The organism is Hymenobacter crusticola (genome assembly GCF_002154225.1).
GTDB classification, from domain to species: domain Bacteria; phylum Bacteroidota; class Bacteroidia; order Cytophagales; family Hymenobacteraceae; genus Hymenobacter; species Hymenobacter crusticola.
Genome location: NZ_MTSE01000001.1, coordinates 652,340 through 664,286, shown reverse-complemented (window position 1 = coordinate 664,286; position 11,947 = coordinate 652,340). Strand labels below are relative to the sequence as shown.

Here is an 11,947-nt window from a genome sequence, read left to right as displayed (position 1 = left end):
CGTTGCGCATTATATCCTTTTACCCTATCTCCTGCATGGCGAAGTTAAAAACCCTTTATTTCTGTCAGAATTGCGGTGCTCAGTCCGCCAAGTGGATTGGTCGCTGCCCAAGTTGCGGTGAGTGGAATACGTACGTGGAGGAGGTAGTGCAGAAAGAAGATACCAAAGCAGCAGGCTCCTGGAAACCGCCAACTTCAACTCCTGGCGCCAGTACGACCGCAAAGCCGCGCATCATCACCGATATCCATTACGAAGAAGAAGCCCGCTTTGACACCAACGATGGGGAGCTAAATCGTGTGCTCGGGGGCGGGCTTGTGCCGGGCTCCTTGGTGCTTATCGGGGGCGAGCCAGGTATTGGCAAAAGCACGCTGATGTTGCAGATTGCCATGAGCTTACGTCAGCTCAAAGTGCTCTACATTTCGGGTGAGGAAAGCGAGCAGCAAATCAAAATGCGCGCCGAGCGCCTCGGCGACCAGCACCCGAGCTGCTATATTCTTACTGAAACGAACACCCAGAATATCTTCCGGCAGATTGATCAGCTTCAGCCCAACGTTGTTATCGTCGACTCCATCCAGACGCTGCAGTCGGGACTAGTCGAGTCTGGGGCGGGGTCGGTGTCGCAGGTTCGTGAGTGCACGGCCGAGCTGTTGAAGTACGCAAAGGAGACGAGCGTGCCGGTGCTTCTCATTGGCCACATCACCAAGGATGGCTCCATTGCCGGCCCTAAGATATTGGAGCACATGGTCGATACGGTGCTTCAGTTTGAAGGCGACCGGCACCTGAGCTACCGTATTTTGCGCACCATCAAAAACCGGTTTGGCTCCACGGCCGAGCTAGGTATTTATGAGATGCAAGGCTCCGGCTTGCGGCAAGTATCGAACCCCTCGGAGATTTTGCTGTCGCAGCGCGCCGAAACACTGAGTGGTATGGCCATCGGGGCAACCCTGGAAGGAAACCGGCCGCTGCTGGTAGAAGTCCAGGCCCTGGTGACCCCAGCTACATACGGTACGCCGCAGCGTAGCAGCACTGGCTTCGACTCAAAGCGCCTGAACATGCTGCTAGCGGTCCTGGAAAAGCGGAGCGGGTTGCGCCTTGGGCAGCACGACGTGTTCTTGAACATTGCGGGTGGCTTGCGTCTCGAAGATCCAGCCCTCGACCTCGCGGTGTGCGCCGCGGTGGTGTCGTCGCTCAACGACTTACCCTTGTCAGCTGATGTGTGCCTAGCCGCCGAAGTAGGGTTGAGCGGGGAGATTCGGGCTGTGAGTCGCCTAGATCAACGGCTATCGGAGGCTGAGAAGCTAGGTTTTCAGGAAATGTACATTTCGCAGTTTAACGCACGGGGCCTCGACCTAGGTCGGTACGGTATTCGCGTGCATCCATTGGGCCGATTAGATGAAGTTTTGAGTGGAATCTTCGGCTAAGCAGCTATTGCAAAATTTTGGCAGGGTAGCTGCATACGAAAAAAGAACCTGCTTGGATTGTACTTTCCTGATTTAGAAAAATTATCTTGCCGTACTGAATTGTCTTTTACCTAGAAAATTGGCTTTCATTTATAAAAAACCAGATTTAAGAAGGTAATGGCAATTCGGTGCTTCTATAAAATTAGCTTATCCTGTTTACAATGACTTACCTCTCGCGTATTGCTGCCAGCCTGACTGTGGCGGCTTTATTCATATTGCCACACGCAAGTAGGGCACAGGGGACGGTGGTGTTGACCGGCAAGGTCAGCAGTCGGACGGCTGATACGGTGGCTGTATCGGTACGTGAGAATGCGCTCGACCCCAAAGAAAAGATCACTTACGCTCGCCTCGACGACAAAGGAGAGTTCCGGCTATCGATTGCTGTTGGGGGGCCTACGCGTGCCGACCTTGTGTATGGCGACGACGTAACGGATCTGTTTTTAGAGCCTGGTAATAACATGGACGTGCGCTTTAAAGGCAGCGACATGGCCACGACCGTGAAGTTCAAGGGCAGTGGGGCGGCCGCCAACTCTTATCTAAGCGAAATAGATGAGAAGTTTGTAGAAAATGACGGGTTTCAGGTGCTCCCTGATAACATTATGCTTTATGAAGCGCCCTTTCTGTCGTTTCTAGATTATCGACGCAAAGAAGAGCGCAAGTTCTTCGATAACTACGCCCAGGATAACCAGCTTTCGGCAGCCTTCAAGGCGTACGCCAAAGCTGAAATTGATTACAGCTACGCCAATGACCGCCTGACCTTCCAAGACCTGCGCGAACAAGTAGTTGCCACCGAGTCGCGCCTGAAAATGACGCCGACTTACTACGATTTCTTGAGCGACAAAAGCCTAATCAACAGCCCTGATGCAGGCGCGCTACAGAGCGGAATGTACCAGGAATTTTTACTAAACTACATTCACTATCAGGCTACTACTGCTAACCATCAACGCAGCGACCCTGATTTCTACCAGGTTTGTTACGACCTAGCCAAGACGCAACTAACGGGTTCGGCGCGCTTGGTGTGCATGGGTCGGGTGCTACAGGAGTCGTTTCGCTTTGGTCACGTGAAGCAATCGGCCGCCATGCTCGCCGACTTCCAAAAGGCAGACACGAAAAACCAGTATTATCAAGTGCTACAGAACGATTTCGAAATGCACAAAGCATTTGCTATCGGTTCGCCCGCACCTAACTTTCACTTGATATCTGCTACCGGCGACTCGGTGTCGTTGCAGAGCTTCGCAGGCAAACTTATCTATCTGAACTTCTGGCGTACAACCAGCGGCCTAAGCTTGCGCGACTTGCCCTACGCGCAGGAGCTAGCGAAGAAGTTTGAGGGCAAGAACATTGTGTTTTTGAACATCGCCCTCGATGAAAACGAAGGGGCTTGGAAACAATTGGTTATCAGCAAAAAGCTGCCTGGCGTGCACGTGCGCTCGGGTGGGGGCCTGCGCTCGTCGGTAGCTAAATCGTACATGGTGCAGGATGTGCCTTCCTACTTCCTGCTGGCGGAAGATGGTACATTCCTCAACGTAAAGCCCAAGCGCCTGAGCAGCCGCGCCGCCGTAGATGAAATCAAAGAGGCATTCGGCAAGGCCGCAACTTACACGAGCTTGCTGCCAATGAACACTGGTAAGTAAACAATTTGCTGGAGCATTTACTTGCTAAGAGCCTGCCACCCTGCTATTGAGCTAGGTCGGCAGGCTTTTTTATGGTCCTTGTCGCGGCACCCGTCGGCTATCTTCCCGGCGCATTGCCGACCTTTGCTTTCCTATGGCATCCTTGCTCTCCGATGGTCTGAATTTTCTTTCCAAAGCTACCCCTAGCCGGCTGCTCAATGCAGGGCAGGTGGTGGGAAGCTACGTGCTAAGTAAGTGGACTGGCAAGGCCCACCATAAGGGACTACCATTAGCCTTGTCGTTTGAGCCGACAACGAGCTGTAATCTGCGGTGTCCTGAGTGCCCAAGCGGGCTGCGTTCCTTTACGCGGCCCACCGGGATGCTGCCCGATGAACTCTTCAAACGTACGATTGATGAGGTGCACCGGCAGTTGTGGTACCTGATTTTTTACTTTCAGGGCGAGCCGTACCTGCATCCGAACTTCTTGGACTTGGTGAAGTATGCTGCGGACAAAGGCATCTATACTGCCACTAGTACCAATGCGCACTACCTCACCGACAAGAATGCCCGCCGCACCGTAGAAAGCGGCCTCGACCGGCTGATCATCTCGCTGGATGGCACCACGCAGGAAGTGTATCAGCAATATCGAGTGGGTGGTAAGCTTGATAAGGTGCTAGAGGGTACGCGCAACATCATCCGGTGGCGTAAGGAGTTGAAATCGAGCACGCCGCGTGTAGTGTTTCAGTTCTTGGTAGTGCGGCCCAATGAGCACCAGATTGAAGAGGCCAAGCAACTAGCCAAGGACCTAGGGGTAGATGACGTGTGGTTTAAAACTGCGCAGATTTACGATTACCAAAACGGCTCGCCCCTCATCCCTACCATCGACTACTACTCGCGCTACGAGAACAACAACGGCAGCTGGCGCATTAAAAACCGGCTCTTAAACCATTGCTGGAAGATGTGGCATAGCTGCGTCGTGACGTGGGATGGCCTGGTGGTGCCGTGCTGCTTCGACAAAGACGCTGAATATCGCCTTGGAGACTTGCAGCAGCAAAGTTTCCGAGCTCTATGGCAAGCGCCTAAATACCAGCGGTTCCGGGCGTCGTTGTTGAAGGGCCGCGACCAGATTGACATGTGCCGTAACTGCACCGAAGGCACCAAAGTGTGGGGATAAAGTCGTAATTGCTCGCTGTTTCTGTCTCCAGAGCTAGCTTCGTTTTCCACACCGACTTTCGCTTATGTTTTCTGCCGCGCGCATTGCTGCCATTCGCAAGAAAAAGGGCCTCTCCCAAGAAATGCTGGCGGAACAATCGGGCATAAGCCTTCGAACTATTCAACGGGTAGAGCAAGGCGACACCGCACCGCGCGGGTATACGTTACAGGCGTTAGCGGCAGCGCTCGGGGTGTCTCTGGAAGAATTTCAGGCAGAGCCAGAGCCGGCCGCTGTTACTCCGAGTGCAGTTTCACTATTGCGTAACGATCCTGATTTTTTACAAGTTTTAAATTTAAGTGCGTTAAGCTTTTTGCTGCTGCCGTTGCTCAACATTCTTGTGCCGTGGTGGCTGTGGCGGGCTAGGCGCCATACGACGGAGCACGTGGCCATGCTAGGTCGGCGGGTGGTAGGGTTTCAGCTGCTGTGGCAAGTGGCGAGCTTCTTTGCCTTTATGCTGGTGGTAGTAGGGCAACAGCTAACAGGAGGCGCCCACCGCAGGCTCATGCCCGGTATCTACCTAGGAGTACTAGTCTTGACGTACGCTACAAACGTGTTGGTAATTGGCTACAATGCGTGGCGCTTGCGGCAGGGCAACCTAAACGTGTATCCAATAAGATTCTAGGGCTGTTAGCCATTTAATTATATACCAGCGTGTTATATAAAGTGGCGGCTAAATGACGTCCAGATGACGCACGATTGAAGAGAGGTAAGCAGCACTTTTGGCTACATCAACCAATAGCCGTAAGTTCTTATGAAACTGCTTCTCAAAATCACTCTGGTCGTGCTGGTTATACTTGGAGTCAGTGGGGTTGGAGGCTACTTCTACGTGCGGTATAAATTTCAGCCGCCTGCTAATCAACTTGCCATTACGGGTCTGCCCGCTACGTGTTCTTTTACTTGGTCAGCTGCTGGTGCCGCTACGCCTGCGCTAGCCCACGCCGCCTTGCTCGTTCCCATTAAGCTGGTGGGCTGCCCACGCACCTGCTACTTGCAGTTTGATACTGGCGCTCCGTATTCTTTGCTTTATGCTAAATCATTGGCTGCACTACGGGCCGCTTATCCGGCCACCCAACGCTCGCTTACCACGCAGCACGATACCATTCGAGACCTAGCTTTCACCCTCGGCCAAGGGCGCGTGCAGGCACGCCGCATATTGGTACGGCCGCTCGGTATGAGCCAACTGCCTGCCGATAGCATTCCCTTTGTGGTGGGTACCCTAGGTACCGACGTGTTAGCCGACCAAGTGCTCGTGCTGGATTATCCGCGCCAGCGTTTCACCCTGTTGCAGCAAGTGCCAGCGGCCCTGACCCGCCAAGCCACGTTTGTGCCCCTCGACTTTGCTAACCGGCGTGTGTTGGTGCAGGCATCCTTGCGAGAGCAACCGCAACAGTTTTTGTTCGACTCAGGCTCCAGCGCCTTTTCACTCCTCACCAGCCGCGGTACTTGGGAAAAGCTCGCTCAACCAGCTGCCACCGAACAAGTTGCGAAAGTCAACTCTTGGGGTAAAATCTTAGTGGCCCATACGGTTGCCTCCGAAGCCGCGTTGCAGTTTGCCACCAAACGCATGCCCCTGCGCACCGTGACCTACATCGAAGGCACTACCCTAATGCAGCAAGCCCTGACGCGCTTCTCCGGCCTGACGGGCATGCTCGGCAACGCGCCATTTGATGGGCAAACTATTATTCTGGATGCCCGAGGCAGCCGTTTTGGTGTGCTGAACAACTAAATGTTGGCTGGAGAAATGCCGGATGTAGCCTGGCCTGGCACTAGACTGTACTACGAACGCAAGGTAGAAGGCAGCGGCATTCTCAGGGTTTTGCTTATGTAGGATGAAAATAGAAGAGCCCGCGCCAACCTAGGTTGACGCGGGCTCTCCACAGGGTGGGATATCGTTGCGAAGAATTACTTGTGATTCTTGTCGAGGTTCTTGCCTAGGTCTTCTACTTTCTTCAGGAACTCGTCCGTGTCTGACTCGGCGTAGGTGCCGAAAGCGGTGGAGATAGTGCCTTTTACGCCGTCGTTGCACACGATAGCGTACAGAATAGACATATCATCCGGGTTGCTCTCTCCTTCGAAGCGGTAGAAATCCACAATCGTCACTTCTTCAGGACCGTAGCTTTTCTGCGTATCGGTGCGAAACGTCTGCAAGCGTCCATCCACGACGGTGAAGTCTTCCGTGAAACCATCTTTGGTCAACTTGTTTTCGACGTTTACCAATGAGCGTTCTTCTTCTTTGTCTTGCATGATTGGAGGGGTTTCAGTTGGGAGAGATGTACGGAATGGGCCGCAAAAGCAAGCCCCCGTATCGCGCTATACGCAGCGAGTACGGGGGCAGGTTGCCTTTATTTCGGTAAGTGCAAAAGCTAGCTTGCGTTAGCTGACTGTGCAGCTTTCTCGATCGTGCGCTGCAGCCGGTCTACGTCGATTGTGCCACATGCACCGCCGCACCCTTTCGCGCAGCCACCCTGGCTCTTCGCGAAGAATGATTGCCAAAAGCGCCGCCCCACGTAGAACGTTGCGGCCGCGAACAGAAGTCCGATGATGAAGTATTGCAAGAGCATAACGAGGGCAAAACCACGTGCGTCTAGGAAAAGTTTACGCTAACGCTTGTGATTCTGAGCAACGTGAAGAATCTGGTACCTAGCTTTTCGCTCAGATTCTTCGCGTTGCTCAGAATCACAAATTACGCCCAATACTTGCGGATAATAGCCTGGGTCGCGTCGTGAATGTGACCGTTGGTAGCTACCACTTCCCGGCTGAAGATAGGCTCACCGTCTTCCATGAACTGCGTGACGCGGCCACCGGCCTCGCGCACCAACAGGATGCCCGCGGCTACGTCGTAAGAGTTAATGTTGAACTCGAAGTAGCAGTCGAAGCGGCCCGCGGCTACATAAGCTAGGTCCATAGCGGCCGAACCCACCCGGCGAATGCCTTGCGTGTTCTGCATAAACTGGCTGAGAATCTGCAAATAGCCGTCGAGCTTATCGAACTTGTAGTAAGGGAAGCCGGTGGCGATGAGCGTGTTGTGCAAGTCGTTGGCGGCCGAAACGTGAATAGGCTGCTCGTTGCAGAAAGCGCCACCACCGAGTGAGGCGCGGAAGCATTCGTCGCGGTTTATTTCGTACACCACACCTACCACCAGCTCCATGCCCCGGATTAGGGCAATGCTTACGCAGTAGGCCGGCAAGCCGTGAATAAAGTTCGTGGTGCCGTCGAGGGGGTCAATTATCCAGTTGAACTCCTCGGCCCGCTCGGCACCTTCCGTGCCTTCTTCGGTGATAAAACCAGCTTCGGGGAGCAATTGCCGGAGCTCATCGACCAATTGCTTTTCGCTCTGCTGATCGACATACGACACCAAGTCGTGGAGGCCTTTGCTTTGCACGCGACCTAGGTCAAACGTGGCGGCTTCCTGACGAATAAATTGGCCGGCCCGACGGGCAACCTCGGCAACTTGTAGGCTGAGTTGATTGAAATCCATTGAATAGGGATGAATTGAAAATCTTCTGTCACGCTGAACCTTGCAAAGCATCTCGCGTGCAGATAATGGCAAGCCTGCCGAGTGCAGTTGCTAGTGCACGCGAGATGCTTCGTAAGGTTCGGTGTGCTAATTAATAAGTGCTTTTGGGCCTAGTAACAAAACCTGCCACAATCACCAGCACTAGCAGCAACACCGCTAATACTTGCGTAGCGGGACCAATAAGCTCGCCGTGGCGCACGTAGAACGTCAGTTCGGAGTTGAGCTGTACAGGATAACGGCGGGCCGTTTGAAGCCACCAGCCCGTTTGCGTCATAATCTCACCCTTTTGGTTGATGAAGGCCGAGATACCGGTATTAGCTGAGCGGGCAATGTCGCGGCGCGTTTCGATGGCGCGCAAGGTGGCGTATTGTAGGTGTTGCAAGTGACCAGGCGAGTCGCTCCACCAGCCGTCGTTGGTGATGATGCCCAGTAGCGTTGCCCCATTCTGCACGTATTTCGCTACGAAGTCGCCGTACACCGATTCGTAGCAAATCAGTGGGCCTAGGCTCAACGGCGAGCTGGTAGCAGGTAAGCGGAAGACAGAACGTTCTTCCTGACTGCCGTAGCTGCCCACCGTGCCCCCTAGGTCGATGCTGGCAATGAACCTAGTAAGCGCCGGCGGAATCTTCTCCACACCCGGCACCAGGCGCGACTTGTGGTAAAATTCAATTTTGCCCGTGGAAGTGGGGAAGAAAGCCGCCGTGTTGAACACGTCGTAGTAGCCAGCATCGTCGCGGTAACGGGCCGTTTCGCTAGCGGCTTCCTTGTTGGGGTAGGTCTTCAGGCTGGTGATGCCCGTAACCAACGACAAGCCAGGGTGCCGAGCCAAGAAGCTCCGCACGTTCTGAATCTTCAAGTTCCCGTCGATTAGGTTCTCCCAATACGATTCTTCCAAAGCCGTTTCGGGCCACAGCACCAGCTTCGTTTGCGGAGTCAGCTGCTGCTCCGTCAGGCGGATAAGGCGATTTAGCTGCTCTTCGTAGGGTACGAAGTTGCTAGTTCCTTCGAATTTCTCCTGATACGGATCTACGTTTGGCTGAATAACGAGCACTTCGGCTTTGGGTCCCTTTTCTTGATAGGCCTTGCCAATCAGATAGGAAGCTAGAATCGGCAAAGCAATAGCTAGCCCTGGTGCCAGCCACCGAATTGGTCCTGGGCGGCGCTGGCGCAGTTTGCGCGGTTTGGTAGCTACTCCAAATAAGGCGCTGAAAACAAGAATGTTGGTAAGCCAAATCCAGACGGAGCCGCCGAGGAAGCCCGTGTACTCATACCACTGCACAAGACCATTCGCCTTCGCGAAGCCATTGCCTAGGGTTAGCCACGGCCACGTAAGGTCCCAGTGGAGGTGCAGCTGCTCGAAGGCTATCCAGTAGATCGGCAGCGACACATAGCCCACCAGCGCACCTAGCCTTTTTTTGGTGTGGTAAAAGGCCATGGTGGGCAGGCACATAAGCAAGGCATTGAGCACCACGGCCGCAATGCCGCCGCCTAGCGTGCTATAGCTCACCCACCACGTTGTGAAGGCGTTCCACAACACGAGCGTGAGATAGGTATAGCGAAACACCTTCCAGCCGCTGGCGCCACTCCTCACGAGAAGCTGCTCCATGCGTAAGTACGGCACGAAGGCCACTAACAGCAGCAACGCCAAACCGGCCGGGTGCACCGGCCAGCCGGCCCACAGCAAAGCGGCGCTGAGCAAGGCCAAAATACTGGGTTCCCAGCCAACGAGGCGTGCGGAGGTATAGTCGGCGCCGCCGGCGACGAACGGGGTGGAGGTAGGTTTAGTCAGCACGGCGCTCTTCCTTGTGTCCTTGAACCACTAGTACAATTTCTCCTTTGATAGATGGCCGGCCGCCAAAGTCAGCAGCTAGCTCGGTCAATGTCCCGTTCACGGTTTCCTCGAATAACTTGGTTAGCTCCCGGCTCACGGAGGCTTGCCGCTCAGCGCCTAAGGCTTCGGCGAGTTGTTCTAGCGTTTTTACCAACCGGTGCGGCGACTCATAAAAAATTAACGTGCGGGTTTCGGTGGCCAGTTCCCGCAAGCGGGTCTGGCGGCCTTTCTTCACGGGCAGAAAGCCCTCAAACGTAAACCGTTCGGCCCCAAAGCCTGATTTTAGTAGGGCCGGCACGAAGGCTGTTGCACCCGGCAAGCACTCTACCTTCAGCCCCTTAGCCAAACACTCGCGCACCAGCAAGAAACCTGGATCAGAAATGCCCGGTGTGCCCGCGTCCGAAACCAAGGCCATCCGCTCGCCGGCTTCGAGGCGGGTGAGCAAGCGCGCGACGGTCTGGTGCTCGTTGTGCAAGTGGTAGCTGAGCATGGGCTTTTTCAGACCTAGGTGCTGCATCAGGCGGCCACTCGTGCGCGTGTCTTCAGCCAGCACCGTGTCGACTTCGCCTAGAATCCGAATAGCCCGAAGCGTGATGTCTTCTAAGTTGCCGATCGGCGTGGGTACCAAGTACAAAACAGTGGGCGTAGGCGTTTCAGACATGAAAGCAAAGGTAGGATGATTTAAGTGCTAGCGCAGTAATCTGCTACGGCTACCGCTGGCTAGCTAGCGGCCGTCGGCGCCCAACTGGTTGTCGTTAGTTAACCTGATACTGCTCGGCTAGCTTGTCTATTTCGGCAGCTAGGCGATGGTCGCGCTTGGTAACGGTGTTACCGGCGTCGTGCGTGCGCAGCCGGAACTCAATGGTGCGGTACTCACTGGCCATCCACGGATGGTGGTCGAGACGCTCGGCTATAGTAGCCACATCAGTCATAAAGGCGAAAGCCGTCTTGAAATCCGGGAAGTAGAAAGTGCGGGTGAGTGCATTATCCTGTTCGAGCCACATAAGAGTTTAGGAAAAAGCGTGCTGCTAGCCGAAAGCTAACGAGAAATCATAATCATGGTGGAAGCTAGGTAAACCCAAACCCGCAAACCACAGTACAACCTAGGACCAACACGCCAAACCCTACTGCTATGGCTATCGATCCGCACAATCGCCCTGTTCGCGTCATCAACGACGATACAACTGAAGAAGAATTCAAAGCTGGTCATATCATTTCCGGCGGCGACCCACCCAAAAATGAAGCTGCTCGCGGCGGCTTCGGCAACCGCGACGGCAAAGAAGGCTACGGCACCGACAGCAACAGCGGTATTACTTCTACCTCCGTTAACGAAGAAGCTGACAAAGCCGACCACCCGGCCGACAACTTCCGCTCGGATGATGAAGGCCGTCGTGACCGCCCAAACCAAGATCTGCCCTCTCCCGAAGATATGGACGAGCGCCGGGTAGCACCAGCACTCGACGAAATTGAGGCGGCTCCCGACGAAGACAAAGACGAAATGTACAACCCGAACTCGCGCGTGGGCATGGGCCAAATGGACCAGCCCCAACCAAACGGTGCCGATGTAGGGGCTACCCCAGAAACCAACGCCGACCTGCTAGACCCTAATGCCCAAGAGTCGGGACTAGATATTGGCGAACGATAGAGCAGGCCTGCTCTCCTTTTATTCACTGGAAATTCCCACAACACATGGCAAAAGAAGGAAATCAAATCAGTTCGCAATCAGCGAAGCACCAAGGTTCGCCCGCGGGCGGTGGTCAGTCGAAAGCCGAGTCGCTGCCCGTAGAAGACCGCGACCAGCAAACGGAGGAAAACCTGCAAGAAGACGCGCAGGATGCTCCTCAGACCCATCCTAATCGGAATACGCACAAGTCGAAGTAAAACTGAGTTAGCCCCAGGCTAGCTTGCGCGGTGTTCGTTGCCAACTGGAAAAGATGCGCCGCGTTTCTGTAGTTGTTTCACCTTTATTGTTGTTGAAGTCATGCCGTACAAAAGCAATAACACCAACCACCAGTCAAAGGAAAATCACGGTTCTCCGTCCACTTCTGAACAGCACAAAGCGGCTGGCAACATGCCCCTTGGCAAGGAAGGAGAAGAAGTCGAACGCCTCGCCGATGAGTACACGAACGATGGGCTGGACGAAATTCCATCGGATCTGCAACGGCATCCCAACCGCAACCACGATAAGCCTAGCCTCGACAAGCCCTCTTATAGCTAGCAGCTAGGTTAGCACGCAAATCAACAAAAAAGCACCTGCAACAGCAGGTGCTTTTTTGTTGGGAGTACCTGTCGCAAAACGACAACTAAGTAGGA

General features: G+C 54.3%; 14 protein-coding genes. 8 read left to right on the top strand and 6 right to left on the bottom strand.

Features of this window, described 5'->3' with window-relative positions; translation table 11 throughout:
• The first annotated feature begins 35 nt into the window (after positions 1-35).
• The 5 genes from radA (at position 36) to BXP70_RS02690 (ending at position 6,012) form a co-directional block, all read left to right on the top strand.
• Positions 36-1,421, top strand: coding sequence for a DNA repair protein RadA (gene radA / locus BXP70_RS02710; protein ID WP_086592455.1), 1,386 nt, complete (start codon positions 36-38; stop codon positions 1,419-1,421).
• Between the two features lie 200 nt (positions 1,422-1,621).
• Positions 1,622-3,094, top strand: coding sequence for a TlpA family protein disulfide reductase (locus tag BXP70_RS02705; protein ID WP_086592454.1), 1,473 nt, complete (start codon positions 1,622-1,624; stop codon positions 3,092-3,094).
• 133 nt (positions 3,095-3,227) lie between these two features.
• Positions 3,228-4,247: an SPASM domain-containing protein gene (locus BXP70_RS02700; protein WP_086592453.1), complete on the top strand. Its 1,020-nt coding sequence runs from the start codon at positions 3,228-3,230 to the stop codon at positions 4,245-4,247.
• A gap of 64 nt (positions 4,248-4,311) precedes the next feature.
• Positions 4,312-4,908, top strand: a complete 597-nt coding sequence (locus tag BXP70_RS02695) for a helix-turn-helix domain-containing protein (RefSeq protein ID WP_086592452.1) — start codon at positions 4,312-4,314, stop codon at positions 4,906-4,908.
• 129 nt (positions 4,909-5,037) lie between these two features.
• On the top strand, positions 5,038-6,012 hold the full coding sequence (locus BXP70_RS02690; protein ID WP_086592451.1) for a hypothetical protein: 975 nt from the start codon (positions 5,038-5,040) through the stop codon (positions 6,010-6,012).
• Between the two features lie 176 nt (positions 6,013-6,188).
• Here BXP70_RS02690 and BXP70_RS02685 read toward each other — a convergent pair whose 3' ends face one another.
• The 6 genes from BXP70_RS02685 to BXP70_RS02660 form a co-directional block, all read right to left on the bottom strand.
• Positions 6,189-6,530 (bottom strand): hypothetical protein, encoded by a 342-nt coding sequence (locus BXP70_RS02685; protein ID WP_086592450.1) that lies wholly within the window; start codon positions 6,528-6,530, stop codon positions 6,189-6,191.
• 119 nt (positions 6,531-6,649) lie between these two features.
• A complete protein-coding gene (locus BXP70_RS02680) occupies positions 6,650-6,847 on the bottom strand; it encodes a FeoB-associated Cys-rich membrane protein (RefSeq protein WP_086592449.1) in 198 nt (65 codons plus the stop codon).
• Positions 6,848-6,969: 122 nt separating this feature from the next.
• Positions 6,970-7,764: an inositol monophosphatase family protein gene (locus tag BXP70_RS02675; RefSeq protein ID WP_086592448.1), complete on the bottom strand. Its 795-nt coding sequence runs from the start codon at positions 7,762-7,764 to the stop codon at positions 6,970-6,972.
• A 130-nt stretch (positions 7,765-7,894) separates the two neighbouring features.
• Positions 7,895-9,595 (bottom strand): apolipoprotein N-acyltransferase, encoded by a 1,701-nt coding sequence (gene lnt / locus BXP70_RS02670; protein ID WP_245849450.1) that lies wholly within the window; start codon positions 9,593-9,595, stop codon positions 7,895-7,897.
• The gene (gene rsmI, locus BXP70_RS02665) at positions 9,585-10,295 is read right to left on the bottom strand and encodes a 16S rRNA (cytidine(1402)-2'-O)-methyltransferase (RefSeq protein WP_086592447.1); all 711 of its coding nucleotides are present in this window, start codon (positions 10,293-10,295) and stop codon (positions 9,585-9,587) included. The genes lnt and rsmI overlap by 11 nt, the downstream gene beginning before the upstream one ends.
• Before the next feature lie 94 nt (positions 10,296-10,389).
• Positions 10,390-10,638: a 4a-hydroxytetrahydrobiopterin dehydratase gene (locus BXP70_RS02660; RefSeq protein WP_086592446.1), complete on the bottom strand. Its 249-nt coding sequence runs from the start codon at positions 10,636-10,638 to the stop codon at positions 10,390-10,392.
• 128 nt (positions 10,639-10,766) lie between these two features.
• Between BXP70_RS02660 and BXP70_RS02655 the strand changes: the two genes are divergently transcribed.
• From BXP70_RS02655 to BXP70_RS02645, 3 genes are all read left to right on the top strand, one after another.
• On the top strand, positions 10,767-11,279 hold the full coding sequence (locus tag BXP70_RS02655; protein WP_086592445.1) for a hypothetical protein: 513 nt from the start codon (positions 10,767-10,769) through the stop codon (positions 11,277-11,279).
• A 44-nt stretch (positions 11,280-11,323) separates the two neighbouring features.
• Entirely contained in the window at positions 11,324-11,515 is a 192-nt protein-coding gene (locus BXP70_RS02650; RefSeq protein ID WP_086592444.1) for a hypothetical protein, read from the top strand.
• A gap of 100 nt (positions 11,516-11,615) precedes the next feature.
• On the top strand, positions 11,616-11,852 hold the full coding sequence (locus BXP70_RS02645) for a hypothetical protein (RefSeq protein WP_086592443.1): 237 nt from the start codon (positions 11,616-11,618) through the stop codon (positions 11,850-11,852).
• The last annotated feature ends 95 nt before the right edge of the window (positions 11,853-11,947 follow it).